The following is a 17415-nucleotide window of genomic DNA, read 5'->3' as shown; positions in this document are numbered from 1 at the left end:
CCACCACACACAGGAGTTCGCCCATGCGCGAATCGATGATGCTCGTCCCCATGGTTGTCGAACAGTCGGCGCGCGGAGAGCGGTCCTTCGACATCTACTCGCGCCTGCTGCGCGACCGCGTGATATTTCTCAACGGCGAGGTCAACGATGCGGTCTCTGCCCTGGTCTGCGCGCAACTGCTGTTCCTGGAGGCGGAGAACCCGGACAAGCCCATTCACCTCTACATCAACTCGCCGGGCGGGGTGATCACCAGCGGGCTGGCCATGTACGACACCATGCAGTTCATCCAATCCCCCGTGCACACGCTGTGCATGGGCACGGCACGCTCCATGGGCTCCTTCCTGCTCATGGCCGGCGAGCCCGGCCACCGCATGGCCCTGCCCAATGCCAGCCTGCACGTGCACCAGCCGCTGGGCGGCGTGCAGGGCCAGGCCTCCGACATCCGCATCCATGCCGAGGAAATGCTGCGCACCAAGGACCGCGTGACACGCCTGTACGCACAGCACTGCGGCCGCAGCTACGAAGAGGTGGAACGCGACCTGGACCGCGACCGCTTCATGACCGCAGAAGAGGCTCGCGAATGGGGCCTGATAGACAAGGTTCTGGACCGGCGCACAGTAACCCCCTGAGCCGCAGCGCCAGCAGCGCGCAGCGCACCGCGCGCGCCCCTTCTCCCCACCCCCGTATGTCCGCGCCTGCGGCGTGGCGGTTGCGGGGTTGCAGTCCTGCCGAAGGACAGGACTGCTTCGTCATCTGACTCGCCGCAGTTGTTTGAGCGGCGCGCGAAGCGCAAAGCGAGTTCTGCGGCAAACCCCGCAACCGCCACGACGCAGGTTGCCCGCAGCGAAGCGGAGGGTCGCGGACATTCGGGTCGCCTTCTTTGATCTGACCTTTCTTGGCGAATCAAGAAAGGGCAGTCGGCCGCCGGGCCGAGACCCGGCCTCGAAAAACAACCCCCCGGCAGGGGCAGGAAACAGCCCCCTGGCCCACGCCAGAAGACTAGCTGCGCCCCCTCATCACCCCCGCCAACAACGGCATCCCCGTCCTCCGAGTGAACTCCTCATAACTGATCGGCGCACTCATCCGCGTATCCGGGCTGTTGGCCTGCCAGTGCGCCCAGGCACGCCCCGTGCTGGCGTCATAGACCAGCTTGAAGATATGGCTGGGCACATGGACCTTGCCCGGCCCGATGGTGAGCGGCTGGCCGTCGAACACCGGCCCGGTGAACACATAGACATCGCCCTGGGCGCGCTGGGCGTAGCGGCGCGTGTCCTGCTCCACCTTGCTCCAGACGCCGCCGTTGTGGGTCTGGTCCTGCGGAACCATGTTGGCCAGGCTGAAGCTCTGGGCCATGGCTTCGGGCGAGTACATGTCGCCGGCCGGCGCCATGTGGCCGCGCGAGTAGCCGGAGCGGCGGTAGTCGTCCAGTTCGGCGCGCTCGGCGCGGGGCAGGCGGGCATCGGCATAGAACTTGTCGCTGCGCTTGAGGCCCTGGCCCTGGTCCAGCAGTTTGCGGTTCAGGCGCTCCACCACGAAGACGGGCGTCTTGGTCTGGCCGCTGTGCAGCACGGCGAAGGCGCTGAAGCACAGCTCGCGCTGCTGGGGCTGGATCTGCAGGGCAGGGGGCTCGCCACCGGGGAAGAAATCGCGGCAGTGCGAAAAGCCCGTGGCCATGCTGCCGGCAGGCGGGCTGCCGCCACCGGAGGCCGTGCCCGAACCTGTCTCCGGCTGCTTGCGCAGGTGCTCCAGCCCCGGGATGGGCAGGGTGGACAGGAAGGGCGGCTCGGGAAGCTTGGGGTGCCAGTTCGGGTCCAGGCTGCAACTGGCGATCTGGAAGGTGCCCGCTGCCGCCACAAGGGCGGCGAGCATGGAGCGCCACAGTCCGCTGCGGCTGGAGGCTTTCTTCTTGGAGGCGGGGGAGGAACTGCGCTTGCGCGCGGAAGGCTTCTTGTTCTTGACAGTCATTCGGGGGCGGCAGGCGCTGGCCGCTGGGAGGCAAGTCCGCGATGGCGCGGGTTCTGATTCGGGTCCTAGGAATTCTCCTATGTTTCCAGGCCCCCAAATGTTTCCAGATGCCCTGAAAGCGGGCCGCGCATGGCCTGATGTCAGGTCTTGGGCTGGAGACGGGCTGCCCGGTGTTCGGCAGGCGCGCCGAACCAGCACAGCGCCAGGGCCAGCACCGCGATGCCGCCCAGCGAAAGAAAGGCCGCATCAAAGCCGAAGCGCTGTGCAATCCAGCCCGCCAGTGCCGGGCTGGCGGCCGCGCCCAGGCCCTGCAGCGTCATCACGGCGCCCAGGCCTGCGTTGACGTGGCCGGTGCCGCGCAGCGTCTGCGCGACCAGGCCTGGCAGGGCAACGCCCAGCAGCCCCGCGCCCACGCCGTCGAGCACCTGCACGGGAATCAGCGCCCAGTCCGAATCCCAGGTGGCGGCAACCAGGCCGCGCAGCGGCAGCGACAGCAGGGCCGCCTTGACCAGCAGCCAGTAGCCGCTGCGCTGGGCGTGGCGCCCGGCGAGCAAGGCCATGGGGATCATGACCAGTTGCGCCACGATGATGGTCAGCGCCGTGAAGCCGCTGGGATTGGCATGGCCGCGCGCCACGGCAGCCTGGCCCAGCAGCGGCAGCATGGCGGCATTGCCCAGGTGGAACAGCAGCATGGCCACGGCCAGCACCCGCAGCGCCGGCGTGCCCGTGAGCACGTGCATCAGGCTGGGTGCGCAAGGCCCGGCCTGCTCTGGGGGCGGCGTGCCTTGCGGGGTTTCATCCAGCCGCATCAGCGCCAGGCAGGCCAGCGATGCGCAGCCCATCAGGGCCATGAGCACGAAGACGGAAGGCAGTCCCCAGCGCAGGCCCATGGCCCCCGCCAGTGCGGCCGTGGCCACGTTGCCGGCGTGGTTCCAGGCTTCGTTGATGCCCAGTTGCCGGGGCAGGTCCGCATGGCCGGTGATCTGCAGCGTGATGCCCAGCAGGCAGGGGGCGATCAAGGCCGCGACCACGCCGGTGATGACCTGCGATGCCGCCGTCACGGCCAGCGACGGTGCGATCCAGATGGCCAGGTTGCCCGCCAGCAGCAGGGCGATGGCCGCTGCCAGCAGCCTGCGCTTGCGGCGCGAGGCATCAACGAGCGCGCCCAGCGGCGTGGTGGCCAGCATGCCCGTGATGCCGCCCAGGGCCATGACGTAGCCGATGTCGTCCAGCCGCCAGCCCTGGGCGAGCAGGAAGACGCCCAGGAAGGGGCCCAGGCCGTCGCGCACATCGGCCAGGAAGAAGTGGAGCCCCGGCAGCCAGCGCCGCGCATGGTGGTGTGTGCGGTGCATGGCGGCTTCCTTCAGCGCAAGGGGCCCTTGAACACGAAGAAGGCGCCCAGGCAGATGAAGCCGAAGCCCACCAGGTGGTTGAGGGTGAGCTTCTCGCCCAGGTAGAGCACGGAGAAGACGGCGAACACCACCAGCGTGATCACCTCCTGGATGGTCTTGAGCTCGGCCGCGCTGTAGACCTCATGGCCGAGCCGGTTGGCAGGCACGGCGAAGCAGTACTCGGCCAGCGCGATCAGCCAGCTCACCAGGATGACGAGGTACAGCGGCCGGTTCTCGAACTTCAGGTGCCCGTACCAGGCGAAGGTCATGAAGACGTTGGAGATCAGCAGCAGCAGGACGGGGGCGATCTTGGGGGACATGGCGGGCTCGGTGAAAGCGGGAGAGCAGGGCAGCAGGGAAGCAGGAAACCAGGAATGGGCAGGAACCCGCCCGGCCCCGGTGGCCGGGCGGTGGCGTCAGCGCGCGCGGTCGTACAGCGGCTGCAGGTCCGACAGGCTCGCACCCATGCTGATGGCCTCCAGCGAGGTGCCGTGCGCGTTGCGCGTGCCCAGGCCCGAGGCGGCAAGAAGCTGGCCCTGCTGCAACGGCTGCTGCAGCGCATGGGGGGCAAAGCGCACGATGGCGCCGTCGGACAGGATGACGCCGTTGGCATCGCCGCGCGGGCCGGTGAGAACGGCCTCGATGCGGCCCTGGGCCTGCTGCGTCTGCAGTCCGGCCATGCGCAGGTGCGGGGGCATGGGGCGGGCGCGGCCGGGCTCCGGTGGCTGGTCATACACGGTCTGGCCGGTGGCGGTGTTCACGATGGCGTCGGCCTTGACCGCACCACCGGCTTCGCTGCGGCCGATGATGCGCACCGTGTCGCCCACCTTCACGGCGGTCGTCAGCGCATCGGCCATGTGGGGCGGGAACCGGACCACCGTGCCGTCGGTCAGGCGCAGGCCGTCCACTTCCCCGTAAGGGTTGGTGAGCAGCCGGGCGACTGGGCTCTCGAGCACGGCCTGCGCGTGCGGCATGGCCGCGTGGGGCGCGCCAGGGCCGTGGGCAGGCAGGGGCGGGGCGGCATGCGCGTTCAGTGCGCTGGCACCCAGCCACAGGGCGGCGGAAGAAAGGGTGAGACGGGTCATGATGGCTCCTGGGTTGGCGATGGACATGCACAGTCCAATGCAAGCGCCATGCCATCCGGAAACCTCATGAAATCAAGGGCTTGCGGTCGCTGATGCGGGCCATGTGTCCGAGATGGCGACAGGGGGTGTCACCCATCCGGACACCGCAGGCGGCGCCTGTGCCCGCTGCTGCCTCAACCCAGGCCGAACTCCGCGAGCTTGCGGTACAGCTGCTGGCGCGACAGGCCCAGGCGGCGTGCGGCCTCGGCACGGTTGCCCATGGTTGCGGCCAGGGCGCGCGTGACCATTTCACGTTCCAGCTGGGCGACGGCGGGGGCCAGCGGCCCGTTCCAGTCGATGGCGGGGCCGTTCGCCGCCGCAGGCTGCAGGCCGATGTGCTCGGGCCCGATGACCGGCCCGGGGCACAGCAGGGCCGCGCGCTCCATGGCGTTGCGCAGCTCGCGCACGTTGCCGGGCCAGTCGTGGGCCAGCAGCAGGCGCGCGGCGTCGGCCCCCAGGCGCTTGGGCGAGGCGCCGCCGCCTTGGCGCAGAAAATGCTCGGCCAGCAGCAGCACGTCGCCCAGGCGCTCGCGCAGCGGCGGCAGGTGCACGGGCACGACCTGGAGCCGGTACCAGAGATCCTCGCGAAAGCGCCCCTGCCTGACGGCGTCCGGCAGGTCGCGGTGCGTGGCCGCGATGATGCGCACGTTGACGGGCAGCGCCCGGCTGGCGCCCACGGGCGTGATCTCGCGCTCCTGCAGCGCCCGGAGGATCTTGGCCTGCGTGGGCAGCGGCATGTCGCCCACTTCATCGAGGAACAGCGTGCCGCCCTGCGCCTCGCGAAAGCGCCCGGCGCGGTCGCTGGCGGCGCCCGTGAAGGCGCCCTTCACATGGCCGAAGAGTTCGCTTTCCATCAGGTCTGCCGGAATGGCGGCGCAGTTGACGGCCACGAAGGGGCGTTCCGCCCGGACGCTGTTGCGGTGCAGGGCGCGTGCCACCAGTTCCTTGCCCGTGCCGGTCTCGCCCAGCACCAGCACGGTGGCGTCGCTGTCCGCCGCCAGGCCGATGCGCTTGAAGACCTGCCGCATGGCCTCGCTGCCGCTGACCAGTTCACCATCGTCATGCATCTGCGGCTGGCCGGCTTGGCCGTCCCCGGAGTCCTGGGCCGGCCCTGCGCCTTGCAGCGCGCGGTCCAGGGCCTCAACCAGGGCGGTGCGGGCGATGGGTTTGGTCAGGTGGTCGAAGGCGCCCAGGCGCATGGCCTCGATGGTGTTGCCGCCGCTGGCGTAGGCCGTGAGCATGATGCAGGGCGCCCGCGAGAGGCCGCGGGCCTTGCGCAGGAAGGCCAGGCCGTCCTCGCCCGGCATGCGCAGGTCCACGATGGCCGCATCCACGGACCCGGCCTGCAGGATCTGCAGCCCCGCCGCCACGGTCGGGGCCTGGCTGACCCCATGGCCCAGGTCTCCGAGCATCTCGGCCAGGCTTTCACGGAAGGCCGTGTCGTCGTCCACGATCAGGATGCGGGCCATGGAAATTCCATTTCTATGCGGGTGCCTTGTGCAGTCTTGCCTTGTGCAGTCTTGGCCAGGGCGATCCGGCCGCCGTGGGCCTGGACGATTTCGCGCACCAGCGCCAATCCCAGCCCGGTGCCGCCGGGGCGTGCGGTGGTGAAGGGCTCGAACAGCGTGTCGCGCAGTTCGGCCGCGATGCCGGTGCCGTCATCGGCAATCCACAGCCGCAGGCAGCCTTTGGCGTCCCGGTCCGCGCCCAGTTCCACCCGGCCGCCGTCCGCCGTGTGCGCCAGGGCGTTGAGCAGCAGATTGTCCAGCGCGCGGGCCATCTGTGCGGGGTCCAGCAGCGGGCGGCGCCCTTCCCGCAGGTCCCGGGCAAGGCCGGCGGACACCGCCGTTGCCAGCTGCACGCCGCTGGCCTGGGCCATTTCTGCATGGGCCTGGAGCCTTTCGTCCAGCAGCTGCTGCAGGTCCACGGGCTCCGGGTGCACGCGGAAGGGCTGGGTCAAGGCCAGCAGGCTCGATACCAGGTCTTCCAGGCGCGCGGTCTGTGCCAGCACGGCCTCCAGGGCGCCCTGGCTGCGGGCCTGCCGCAGTGGCTCGGGCGCGGCCAGGGCGTTCTCGGCCTTCATGCGCATGGTGCCCAGCGGGTTGCGGATCTCGTGCGCCAGGCCGGCCGACAGCCGGCCCAGGGTGGCCAGCCGTTCGGCGCCGAGCAGTTGCTGCTCCATCTGTGCCGACTGCCGCTGCCAGCGCCGCAGCATTCTGCCCAGCCACAGGCCCGAGACCAGGACCATGCCCAGCAGCAGGCTGACGGCAAGGATGAGGGGGTTGACCACGTCGGCGCTGATCAGGGGGACGCGCATCAGCGTCCAGGCCACCAGGGCGGGCGCATCGGCCTGGGCCGGGCAGGCGGCAAAGACCACCGCCTCGCGCAGGCCGGGGCGCAGGTCGGTCACCAGCCCGGCGCTGTCCCTTGCGCGCTGGGCGGTGGAGGCGATGCGCTCCATCTCCGCACTGGGCGCATCGCGCTTGATGCCCGAGCCGTCATAGGTGGGAAACGCATAGGCCACCACGCCGGGGCCCTCGCGCCAGAAGCCGCCCTCCATGCCGGGGCGGTCGCGCAGCGCCAGGTCCAGCACGGCCTGCGCGGCGGACCGGGCCTGGGCAGATGGCGTGTCTGCCGTCAGCCCCGCCAGCCCCATGCGCGCGGCCCCGGCCTGCAGCGCGCTGCAGCTGACGCCTGCGGCGTCGCGGGCGCGGGCAATCTGCGGTTCGGTGCCCTGCCGGGTCAACAGCAACAGCAGCCACGCCAGCACCAGGGCGACGGCCGAGATGGTGAGCCAGAGGATCACCAGATCCCGTTGGATGGACTTTTGCGGGGACAGGGCCGGCTCCTGAAGTGATGCGCTGGAACATACACCGAAAGGGGGGCCGCGCCTGGCAGCCAGGGCAGCGTCGTCCTGCGCGGCCGCCGTGAAAGTAACGCCGTGGCGTGCCGGCGTTACGTGACATCGCCCGTAACGCTGCGGGGTGACACGGTGGTGGCTGTGCTTGGGTGCCCAAATAAATCAATAGGTTACAGATGGCTTTGCGTTGGATGAAGACGTCCAGGCCCATGGCACGCTTGTTGCAACAGGATGCAAAAAGCTTGTCGCAGTGTCTGGAAAACCGTGTGCTGCGCCGGCCGCCCCATTGATCGCTGTCTTTCGGAGGAGAAACCATGGCCGCTGTCTCGTTGTCGTTTGCAGGCATGCCCCTGCCGCGACTGCGCGCCTACCCGGAAAGGGCGCGCAGCAAGCCGTTGAACGTACCCGCGTCGTTTGCGTCTGCCGCCGTGCCGCGCACCGCTGCGCGCGAGGCGGGCGACGGAAGCCCCCATGCGCAGGTGGCGCAGGCGGCGCAGGCGGCGCCGGTGGCGCTGCTCACGCGGGTGAGCGAGGGCGTGCGCATCGTGCGGCGCAGCGATGTGATCGTGGCGCAGGCCGGCGCCTTGCTGCAGCAGGGCGACCGGGTCATCGTGCCGCAGCAGGGCAGCGCGCAGGCGGTGTTCCAGGAGCAGGACGGGCAGGCGCTGCTGGGCAGCTTTGCCGGCGGAACGGATGCCACGCTGGCGTATTTCAGCCGCAAGGCGGATGCCTGCTCGGTGGTCTTTGACCTGGTGGCCGGCCATGTGGACCTGGCGCTGTCGGCCGTGGATGCCGGCATGCTCGGCGGCGGGCCGGCCGGCCGGGGGCGCAGGGCGATCGGATTTCACTGCTATTCACAACCCATTGCAGGCCGTTGAACGAAGGCGCTCACCATGCACGACATCATCGAACCCTCGCACAGCGACATGCCCCTGGATCTGGCCATCTGGCTGCCGCCCCTGCAGGCCTGGCGCAGCGTCTATGGCAACGGTTTCTGCGACGAGGCCATGCAGGCCTGCATGGACCGGCTCAAGGGCCTGGGCATCGATGCCCAATCGCTGGAGCGCGCGGGCGATACGCTGCTGGTTCGCGGGTTCGACCCCCGCACGCTGGCCGACACGGTGCTGCCCGGCCATCATGCCCGGCATGGCTGGATGCATGCGCTGGAGTCCGCCCTGGTGAGCGAGCCCGTGGTGCACGGCTCGCGCCAGGCCTATCTGCGGGCCGAGGTGCAGGCGCTGGGCTGCGTCTCCTTCGCGGGGCTGCACGAGATACGCGGCAAGGGCCACGCCACGGCGGGCGGCCAGGACATGGCGGTGCGCAGAATGCCCGCCAGGCTCATCAAGGGCTACCAGGCCGACATGCAGCTGGCGGGCCGCCTGCTGGACGATCTGCGGCTGGGCCATTTGGCGCTGGCATTCCAGCCCGTGACGCTGCTGGAGCCCGGGGGCATGGCAGGGGGAGGCAGTGGGACCGGCACGGGCCGCACGCTTTACCACGAGTGCCTGCTGCGCCGCAGCGTGTTCTCTGCCTACGACAACTATGCCGTGCCCCATGCCATCGAGGCGCTGGAGCGGCTGGGCCTGGCCGCGCGGCTGGACCGCAGCGTGCTGTGGTCGGTGATAGGGGCGCTGGAGATGAAGACCGGCCACAGCCTGGGCTGCAATCTGTCGGCCGCCTCGTTCTGCGACGAGGCCTGGTGGGAAGGCGTGTTCGACTATCTGGAGGAGCGGCCCGAGATCGCCCAGCGCCTGGTGCTGGAGATCACCGAGACCGGTGTCTTCCCCTGCGAGAAGGCCGCGCTGGGCCTGGTGCGGCACCTGCAGATCCTGGGCGTGCGCGTGGCGCTGGACGATATCGTTCCCCGGCGCGGTGGCCTGGACATCCTGGGCAAGCTGCGCGCCAACATCGTCAAGATCGACAAGTCCGTGCTGGACCAGAGCCTGCAGGCCCGGCCTTCGGCCCGGATGCTGCAGGGCCTGATCAGCCTGTGCGCCGACCGCGGCGCCTGCGTGATCGTGGAAGGCGTGGAGTCCGCCCAGGGCATGGAGGCCGTGGCGCTCGCGGGGGCGCATGGCGTGCAGGGGTTTTTCATAGCCCGGCCATCGCTGCATGGGCTGCTCGACCAGGTGGTGTGCGTGGCCGATGTGCTGGAGGTGCTGCAGGCGTCCGAGGCGCAGGAGGGCGACGCGCTGGACATGGCACTGAGCATGGCCCTGAGCTGGAGTGGCATGGACCGCGTGACGGCTCTTTCGGCTGCCGACGGCGGGACTGGCGGGGCCGTCGGCACTGTCGGGGCTGTCGGGGCTGTCGGGGCCCCTGCATCGGCGCTGTCCGCCGCCTAGGCGCGCAAGGGCCCGCACCTGAACGCAGGCCGAGCCCGGCCCGCGCTGCACCTTACTCCAGCATCAGCGGGCTCGCCCTGCGCCGCGCCATGGCCAGGCGGAACAGGTCCATGAAGCGCGGTGCCACGTTGGAGATGTGAAAGCGCTTGCCCGTCTCGCGCGCGGCCCGGCCGTAGCGCTGGCGCCGGGCCGGGTCGTCGCGCAGCTGGCGGATGGCGCCGATCCAGGCGTCGTCGCTGTCGGGCAGCAGCAGGCCGTTGACGTCGTTTTGCACCAGCTCCGGCACAAAGCCCCAGTTCGATCCGATCACGCAGCCGCCGCGCGCCAGGATCTCCATCAATCCCCAGTTGGCCACGCCGTAGCGCAGCGGGTAGAGGAACAGGTCCACCGAGGCCAGGGTGCGCGCGAACTCGTCGTACGGCAGCTTGCCCGGGAACTCCACCACCTGTGCGGCCGGGTGGATCTGCAGCAGATGGTCGCGGAAACTGGCCACCTTGCCCTGGTAGCGGCGCTCCACCCATTGCTGTTCGTAACCATAGGTCACGGCCGTGGGGTCGCCCAGGGCGATGAAGCGCATCTGCTGGCCATCGCCCTCGCGCACCAGGCGGTCGACCAGGCGCATGAAGGTCTCGAAGCCCTTGGAGCTGGACAGGTCGCGCGATGAGAAGGCCACGGTGAAGCGCGCGTCCTGGCGCGGCACCGGCTCGGCCTGCTCGTCAGGGGCCTGGATGTCGAAGCCCTCGAACTGCACGGCCACGCGCTCCTGCAGCAGCGGCGGGAACAGCGAGCGCGCATGGGCGCTGGGCGCGATGGTCAGGTCGCTGCACAGCACCTGGTGGTAGTGCAGCATTTCCATGTTGCGGTCGGCCAGGCGCTGGGACAGGTCGGGCGGGTAGTCGGGCTCGTTGCCGTGCACGCGGTAGCTGGGGAATTCGATGTAGCTGACGATGGCGGCATCGATCTCGCCGTACAGCAGGTTGGGCGCGGCCCACAGCGAGTGGGCGACCACCACGTCGATGCGCTTGCCCTTTTCCTTCTCGAAGGCCTGCAGGCCCTGCAGCAGGCCGCGGCCTATGCGCGCCGAGCGCTCCACCTTGCTGGAGTAGTAGTAGCTTTGCGGGCCGACGATGTCGCCATCGGGCCGGAACGACAGCAGGTGGTCGCACTGGCTGGCGTAGTTCTCGGCATGGCCGGGCATGGTCATGAACCAGCTGTCGGCCGCGCCGCTGGCGCGAAGGTGGCTGCACAGCAGGCTGTACTGGCTGGGGTAGACGGCGCTGACGAAGATGATGACCGGCTTGTCCTGCATGTTCGTGGAGGTCTCCATGGCGTGGGGGGATGGGATGTGTCGGAGGGCGTGCTCAGCCCGGCACGGGCACTTCGGGCTCGCCGTCGCTGATCTGGTACTTGCGCATCTTTTCCCAGAGCACCTTGCGGCTGATGCCCAGGTGCTGGGCCGTGTTCTGGCGCTTCCAGTCATTGGTGTTGAGCGCCGCGATGATGCGGTTGCGCTCGTCCATGTCCCAGTTGCTGCGGTCGGCCAGCAGGGGCTCGGCGGCGCCGGCGTCCGGCGGGAAGGTGGTGGCCGACAGGGCCTGGGCGTGCTGCAGGATGCGCTGCGTGGCACCGTCGGCGTTCCAGTCGCGCGTCTGGCGGGCGGCCACGCCGATGCGCTCGGCCAGGTTGCGCAGCTCGCGCACATTGCCGGGGAAGTACATCTGGGCCACGGCGTCGAGGATGAAGAAGGGCGGCTCGCCCAGCTCCTTCATCGTGGCCTCGCCCACCACCTTGTGCAGGATGGCGTGGAAGATGGCCAGCTTGTCGGCCTCGCCGCGCTCCTCCAGGCTGGGGATCTGCAGCTCGATCACGGCCAGGCGGAAGAACAGGTCGGCCCGGAAGCGTCCCTCGCGCACCAGCCCGCGCAGCGGCTTGTTGGTGGCCGCCACCAGCCGGAAATCCAGCCGCACGGCGGCGGCCGACCCCAGCCGCGTGATGGCGCGCTCTTCCAGCACGCGCAGCAGCTTGACCTGCTGGTACAGCGGCAGGTCCGCGATCTCGTCCAGGAACAGCGTGCCGCCGTTGGCCTGCTCCAGATAGCCCTTGTGGGCATTGACCGCGCCCGTGAACGAGCCCTTGGCGTGGCCGAAGAACAGGGACTCGAACAGCCCGTCCGGGATGGCGCCGCAGTTGACCACCACGAAGGGGCCCTGGCCGTAGCGGTTGTTGCGCTCGTGCAGCCGCTCGGCAATGCGCTCCTTGCCCACGCCGGTCTCGCCGATGATGAGCACGCTGTGCTCGCAGTCGGCAAAGGTGTCCACGTCGCGCAGCAGGCGCTGCATGCAGTCGGCCACGGCGATGATGTCCTCCGAGCGCTGCACCTGGCGCTGGTTGCTCTGCATGCGCCGCAGTATGCGCACCAGCATGGCCCGCAGCTCGGCCCCCGTGAAGTCGAAGGGCAGCACATGCGAGTACTCCATGGCATAGGTGCCGGCGTTGGCGTCGCGCTGCTTGGCGCTGACCCACAGCACGGGCATGCCGAAGGTGCCCTCCACGCCCTGGCGCGTGAAGCGCGCGCCCTCCAGCACCGAGACGCTGACCACGGCGATCGCATTGCCCAGCTCGCTGGTGTCGGCGGGCAGGGTCAGCCCGTCGGCGCGCACCACGTCCACGCCCAGGTTGAGCACGCAGCGCTCCACCCGCTCGGCGATGTCGGCCTGGCCTTCCCAGACATAGATGACGAGCTCGTCCAGATTCACGTTGCATTCCCTCGTTGTCGATTCATGGATTGGATGGCCTTGCCTGCCGTTCAGAAAACCAGTTGCGCCGTGTCGCAGCCGATGGACAGGGCCTTGATGTCGGTGCGGCCCACCTCCAGCCCCAGCGTGTCCTTGAACACGCTGGTCAGCAGCGTGCCCACGCCGTTGAGGATGGGCTTGAGCACGCCGGTGATCACCGGCTTGAGCAGGGTGCACAGGGCGCCGGTGCAGGTGAGGTTGTTGTCGCGGTTGAGCAGGGACTGGATCTCAGGGCTGTTGGCGTTGATCGCGTACAGGTACTGCGGGTGCGAGGTCAGCAGCTTGGTCACGTTGTGCTTGACGCAGCCGTTCCAGTTGAGCAGCGAGCTGAGCAGGCCCGCGCAGCTCTGGTAGCCGTTGTCGTAGGTGGAGATGCCCAGCACATCCAGCAGTCCGCCGGGCACGCTGGTGTAGGAGTTGAGGGCGGCCGAGAACGTGCCGCTGGGCCAGCTGGAGGAGGGACAGGCGAACAGGAAGCAGGATGTGGCGATGGCGTTGTTGAATGTGAAGTTGGAGGTGAGCAGCTTTGGCATGTAGTCCGGGTCGCCGGGCACACCGCGCCCGTTGAGCAGCAGGTTGGTCACGCTGGTCACGTTGTACAGGCCGTTGACCTTGGCGGCATCCAGGTAGGACTCCAGCAGCCGCGTGGTGATGTCGGTGGGCGTGGTGCCCGGCGGCTGCAGCAGGCCGCTGAGCAGGTTGAGCAGGCCCGTGACGATGTTGTCGACCGTGTCGCCCAGCGCCAGCTGGTTCACCTGCGTGGAGCGGTTGGTCTTGGACCAGTTGGGGTCGGCCGGATCTTCGTAGCCCGGCTCCATGCCCAGGCCCGTGGTGGAGTCGGTGTACTCCAGGGCCGGCACCCACAGCTTGCCGGTCAGCACGGGCAGGTGCAGCAGGGTGATGAGTTGCTCGTCCTGCAGGCCCTTCTCGCAGCTTTGCTTGTTGGCCGGGTCCATCTTGCCCACGCAGGCGTTGAGGATGGAGGACTTGACCGACAGGTCCATGGTCTGCGGGCTGGCGCTGCACTGCAGCGCCGTCAGCGTGCCCGTGGCGTTGGTGATGTCCACGGCAATGGGCAGCTTGACCTGGGTGCCCAGGATGTCCTTGACCAGCCATTTGAGCGCGCCGCCCAGCAACTGGTCCGTGTCCACGTTCAGGTTCAGCCGGATCTGAGCGCTGTAGCCCTGCGTGCCGACGGGGCCCACGGCAATGGTGGGCGGCTGCACGATGGTCAGCTGGGCCTTGATGAGGCCGGCCACATCGAGCTGGTTGGCCTGCAGCGCATGGCCGTTGGCACCGATGGCGATGGCGGTCTTGAGCACGTCGCCGATGCCCAGCTGCACGTCCATGGCCGCGTTCAGCGGATCGGTGCGGCCGGCGCCCAGGAAGGCGAACAGGCCCTTCTGGTCATCCAGGCTGCCCAGCGGGATCTTGATGGTGCTCAGCCCCGCGTTGATGATCTGGGTCTTGAGCGCGTTGAGCTGCACGGCCAGCGCGTTGTCGGTGATGGCGCTGATGGAGGCATCGATCACGTTCAGCAGGGTGACGCTGGCGATGTTGGCCAGGCCCTCGGGCGACAGCGCGCGCAGCTGCTCTATGCCCAGGTTCACGCCCAGGGCCTTGAGCAGGCCGGCCGGGCTGATCTTGGCGTCGGCCAGGCCCTTGGAGTCCAGCAGGGTCAGCATGCCCACGTCCAGCCCCACCAGGCCCAGCAGCCCGCCCAGCGGCGTGTCCTTGTTGAAGCGCAGCAGCTGCGAGCCCACCTGGAAGGACGCCACCGAGTCGTTGCGCATGGCAATGGCCTCGGCCACCACCAGGCGGCTCCAGGTGCCGGGAAAGATGGTGGGCGAGGTGCCGCCCACCGTGACGCGCGCCGCGTTGAGCGGGCCGGAGGCGGCGTCGAAGAAGCGGCCGCCGCTGGACTGCCTGGCCGGGTCCGCCGGGTTCCAGTTGCCGCAGCTGACCAGGGTCTGGGCGCTGCTGCGGGTCAGGGGAACCGGCCAGTTGGCCGTGATGCTGTCCTCGCCCGCCGTCACGCAGGCGGCGCGGTTGCTGCGCTCGGCATTGATGGTCTGGGCGGCCTGGGTGGCTGCCAGATCGGCAATGCGCTGCAGGTCGCGCTTGGCGTAGTACATGTAGCCCAGGTCCACGATGCCGAGCAGCAGGAACAGCACCGAGCCCAGCAGGGCGAACTGCACCAGCAGGCTGCCGCCTTGCCGGCGCCCTTGCCGGCGCGTTCTGGGGCGTCGTACGGATGCGGGGAGGTGGGTGAGCATGCTCTGGTCCTCCTGTCTTAGCTGCCGGGGGCGAGCCTGATCAGGCTGCGGGCCTCCAGGCGCGTGGGTTCGCCCAGGGTCTGGCTGCCCACCTGCAGGCCCTGGCCCAGCACGGGGGGAAGCATGTACACCACGCTCAGCGTGGCCTGGGAACTGGTCCAGTCGATCTGCACCTGGGTGGGCGCCGTGCCGGGCGGAATGCCGCTGGCCGTCAGGCTCTGGTTCACCACGTCGGTGGTGGCCTGCAGGATGTTGGCGCGCTCGGCCGGCTTGGCCGGATTGAAGCCAGCCATCCCGCCGAAGGCCAGATGCTGGACCATGCGCGCGCCGTCGCCCGTGGCGCGCGCCACCGACTGCTGGGCCTGCAGCACGCGCCAGTACACGAACATGCCCATCAGCAGCATCACCATCACCCCGGCGATCAACGCGAACTCCACCGCCGCCACGCCGCGCTGCCGCCTGTGCAGCCCTGCCGCGAAGGTATCGCCGGTGTCCTGCATGAACTCGGCCGATGCAGCAGGGCGTGCCCCACGCACGGCATGCCCCAACCCAGGGACACCGAGGAAGGGCCTAAGCCGGCCGCGCCGCCCCGCCCCGAGGGTGTCGCCGGTGGCCCGGATGCCCCCCTCCCGCGAAGCGAGAGAGGGGGAAGGCGCGAAGCGACTCAGGGGGAGCTTCATAGCCCCCCCCTGTCCACCATGATGCTGGCGCTGGCGGTCAGCGTCGTCGGCATGACCAGGCCGAAGCCCGGCAGGGCGGGTGCTATCGGGCTGGTTCCATAAGGGATGGTGAAGCCCACGCGCACCATGCAGCGTTCGGCCACCAGCACGCCGCAGGTCAGCGTGGCCGAGCACAGCTCGCTGTTTTGCAGCCTGCAGATGCGCACGTCGATGCTGCCTGCCGTGGGCCTCAGGTCGGCAGGCAGCCAGTCCAGCCGCTGCTGCACCAGGCTGCGGGCTGCGTCCAGGCGGGCGCTGCGGCTGGTCTGGTAGCGCAGCGTGGCCCGCGCGGCGTCCTCGGCGGCGGCCTGCATGGATTCGCGCACCAGGAACGCCAGCCCGTAGCTGATGCAGGCGTACAGCAGGGCGAAGAACACCGGGAAGATGATGGCCCACTCCAGCGCGTACACCCCCCGCTGCCGCAGGCTGGCAGGCCGGTGGGGGCGGTGAGCGCGGAGTGGGCGCCGGATCATGGTCGTTCCTCAAGCTGCTGGCCGGGGCGGGCTCAGTTCTTGCCGCCGGCTTCGACGCCGGTCTTGTACAGGGCGGGGATTTCCGTCTCGAAGCTCTTGAGGTAGCGCGCATAGCTGCGCCGCGCCTGCTCGCCGTCGATGGGGCGGGCACGCTGGCCCGGCTGGCTGTGCTGCATTCCCAGCAGCCGCAGGGTGCCGCCGCCGATGTCGATCTCGCGCCGGGGCACGTACATCACGGTTCCATCGGGGTTGGTGTAGAGCGTGTAGCCGGCCAGGATGGAGTCGGTGGAGGGCTCGGCGAACACATGGGGCCGTGCATCCACCTGCTCGGGCGGGCTCTGCACTTCGCCAAAGGCCTGGGCGTGCGCCGGGGCCGTATGGGTCAGGGCCAGTGTCAGGGCCAGGCCGGCAGCCGGCAGCCAGGGCGCCAGCGCTGCGGCGGCTGCGCGGCGGGGCAAATGCATGCGGTGTGTGTCTGGCATGTCGTGGTCCTCAAAGTGGCGAGGCCGGTGCTGCGCCAGCGGCGCCGGACGGCTCGGACAGAAGAATGCGCCGGGTGATGCCGGCCGGCAGGGCGCTCGCGTCGGTGGCGGGCCTGGGCACGGGCTCCACGCCCCGTGCCTGCCGGGTCCCGGGCGCGGGCGCTGCGGACAGTTGGCCGCCGCGCAGGCGCACCGCCTCGTTCACGCTGGCCAGCTGGGACTGCAGGGTCTGCAGCGAGGTCTGGTCGATCATGGGCAGGGCGCCCTTGGCCTGGGGCTGCGCCAGCTGGCGCAGCAGCTGGGAGGCCTGGGCCTCGTTGCCGCTGGCCAGCCAGAACAGCGCCATGTTCAGCTGCACCCGCGCGTTGGCCGGGGCCAGCTGCGAGGCCTGCATGATGGGCATCTGCGCGGCGGCCAGCTGGCCGTCGAGCATGTGGGCGTAGGCCAGGTCGCTGAGCACGTTGGCGTCTATGGGATTGAGCTGGCGCGCCTTCTCCAGCTGTTCCACGGCCTGGCCATACTCGCCCTGGCTTGCGTGCAGCAGGCCCAGGCCGCGCCGCGCGCGTGCCGTGGTGGCGCCCTGCAGCAGCGCCTGGTAGGCCTGCCGGGCCTGCTCGGCCTGGCCGGTGTTGCGCAGCGCGTCGGCCCGCATCAGGCGCGATTCCGGTTGCGTGCCGTATTGCTGCTCGAAGGCCTCGGTATGCGCCAGCGATGCATACCACTGGCCGGCCTGCTGCATCTGCGTGATCAGGTCCAGATAGGTCTGGGCGTTGTCGACCTGGGTGGCCTGCTGGGCGTTTTGCAGCTGCTGCTGTGCCTGGGCTGCGGTCTCCTGCTGCGAAGAGGTGGCGCCGTAGCCTTGCGGCCCTTTGCCGGCGCAGCCGGCCAGGGCCAGGGCCATGGCCAGGGGGGCCAGGGCTGTCCGCGCTGTCAGTGCTGTCAGCGCTGGCGTCCGCCCGGCGGGGGTGCCTTTGTGGTGTCGCAT

The 17415-nt window shown here is 69.6% G+C and carries 16 protein-coding genes; 3 read left to right on the top strand and 13 right to left on the bottom strand.

Features of this window, described 5'->3' with window-relative positions:
* Positions 1–23: 23 nt before the first annotated feature.
* Positions 24–629 (top strand): ATP-dependent Clp protease proteolytic subunit, encoded by a 606-nt coding sequence (locus ACF8LI_RS02745; protein WP_046240535.1) that lies wholly within the window; start codon positions 24–26, stop codon positions 627–629.
* A 370-nt stretch (positions 630–999) separates the two neighbouring features.
* Here ACF8LI_RS02745 and ACF8LI_RS02740 read toward each other — a convergent pair whose 3' ends face one another.
* The 6 genes from ACF8LI_RS02740 to ACF8LI_RS02715 all read right to left on the bottom strand — a co-directional run bounded on the left by ACF8LI_RS02740 (position 1000) and on the right by ACF8LI_RS02715 (position 7286).
* Positions 1000–1965 carry a DNA/RNA non-specific endonuclease gene (locus ACF8LI_RS02740; protein ID WP_013803770.1) on the bottom strand — a complete coding sequence of 322 codons (966 nt, stop codon included), beginning with the start codon at positions 1963–1965 and terminating at the stop codon, positions 1000–1002.
* A gap of 140 nt (positions 1966–2105) precedes the next feature.
* Positions 2106–3317 carry an MFS transporter gene (locus ACF8LI_RS02735; RefSeq protein WP_392414079.1) on the bottom strand — a complete coding sequence of 404 codons (1212 nt, stop codon included), beginning with the start codon at positions 3315–3317 and terminating at the stop codon, positions 2106–2108.
* An 11-nt stretch (positions 3318–3328) separates the two neighbouring features.
* Complete coding sequence (locus ACF8LI_RS02730; RefSeq protein ID WP_012203978.1) at positions 3329–3676, bottom strand: DMT family protein; 348 nt, start codon at positions 3674–3676, stop codon at positions 3329–3331.
* Positions 3677–3772: 96 nt separating this feature from the next.
* Complete coding sequence (locus tag ACF8LI_RS02725; protein WP_016450337.1) at positions 3773–4441, bottom strand: hypothetical protein; 669 nt, start codon at positions 4439–4441, stop codon at positions 3773–3775.
* 173 nt (positions 4442–4614) lie between these two features.
* On the bottom strand, positions 4615–5949 hold the full coding sequence (locus ACF8LI_RS02720) for a sigma-54-dependent transcriptional regulator (protein WP_392414078.1): 1335 nt from the start codon (positions 5947–5949) through the stop codon (positions 4615–4617).
* Positions 5934–7286 (bottom strand): PAS domain-containing sensor histidine kinase, encoded by a 1353-nt coding sequence (locus tag ACF8LI_RS02715; RefSeq protein WP_070080607.1) that lies wholly within the window; start codon positions 7284–7286, stop codon positions 5934–5936. Before ACF8LI_RS02715 ends, ACF8LI_RS02720 begins: the two co-directional genes overlap by 16 nt.
* Positions 7287–7654: 368 nt before the next feature.
* On the opposite strand from ACF8LI_RS02715, the gene ACF8LI_RS02710 reads away from it, so the two are divergent.
* Positions 7655–8218 (top strand): hypothetical protein, encoded by a 564-nt coding sequence (locus ACF8LI_RS02710; RefSeq protein WP_392414077.1) that lies wholly within the window; start codon positions 7655–7657, stop codon positions 8216–8218.
* Positions 8219–8233: 15 nt separating this feature from the next.
* Positions 8234–9685, top strand: coding sequence for an EAL domain-containing protein (locus tag ACF8LI_RS02705; RefSeq protein ID WP_392414076.1), 1452 nt, complete (start codon positions 8234–8236; stop codon positions 9683–9685).
* Positions 9686–9737: 52 nt separating this feature from the next.
* Here ACF8LI_RS02705 and ACF8LI_RS02700 read toward each other — a convergent pair whose 3' ends face one another.
* From ACF8LI_RS02700 to ACF8LI_RS02670, 7 genes are all read right to left on the bottom strand, one after another.
* Entirely contained in the window at positions 9738–11012 is a 1275-nt protein-coding gene (locus tag ACF8LI_RS02700; protein ID WP_392414075.1) for a glycosyltransferase, read from the bottom strand.
* 34 nt (positions 11013–11046) lie between these two features.
* Positions 11047–12441: a sigma 54-interacting transcriptional regulator gene (locus tag ACF8LI_RS02695; RefSeq protein ID WP_016450343.1), complete on the bottom strand. Its 1395-nt coding sequence runs from the start codon at positions 12439–12441 to the stop codon at positions 11047–11049.
* 50 nt (positions 12442–12491) lie between these two features.
* A complete protein-coding gene (locus ACF8LI_RS02690; protein ID WP_392414074.1) occupies positions 12492–14756 on the bottom strand; it encodes a TadG family pilus assembly protein in 2265 nt (754 codons plus the stop codon).
* Between the two features lie 17 nt (positions 14757–14773).
* Entirely contained in the window at positions 14774–15292 is a 519-nt protein-coding gene (locus tag ACF8LI_RS02685; RefSeq protein ID WP_227472670.1) for a TadE/TadG family type IV pilus assembly protein, read from the bottom strand.
* A 140-nt stretch (positions 15293–15432) separates the two neighbouring features.
* Positions 15433–15948, bottom strand: coding sequence for a TadE/TadG family type IV pilus assembly protein (locus ACF8LI_RS02680; RefSeq protein WP_016450346.1), 516 nt, complete (start codon positions 15946–15948; stop codon positions 15433–15435).
* A gap of 32 nt (positions 15949–15980) precedes the next feature.
* Entirely contained in the window at positions 15981–16430 is a 450-nt protein-coding gene (locus tag ACF8LI_RS02675; RefSeq protein ID WP_026062698.1) for a DUF3613 domain-containing protein, read from the bottom strand.
* Between the two features lie 10 nt (positions 16431–16440).
* A complete protein-coding gene (locus tag ACF8LI_RS02670; RefSeq protein ID WP_312841431.1) occupies positions 16441–17415 on the bottom strand; it encodes a tetratricopeptide repeat protein in 975 nt (324 codons plus the stop codon).

The sequence above is a fragment of the Delftia sp. WSY_12 genome (assembly GCF_043104645.1).
Classification (GTDB): Bacteria; Pseudomonadota; Gammaproteobacteria; order Burkholderiales; family Burkholderiaceae_C; genus Comamonas; species Comamonas tsuruhatensis.
Note: the sequence above shows the minus strand (reverse complement) of the source record. Positions and strands in the feature narration are given on the sequence as shown.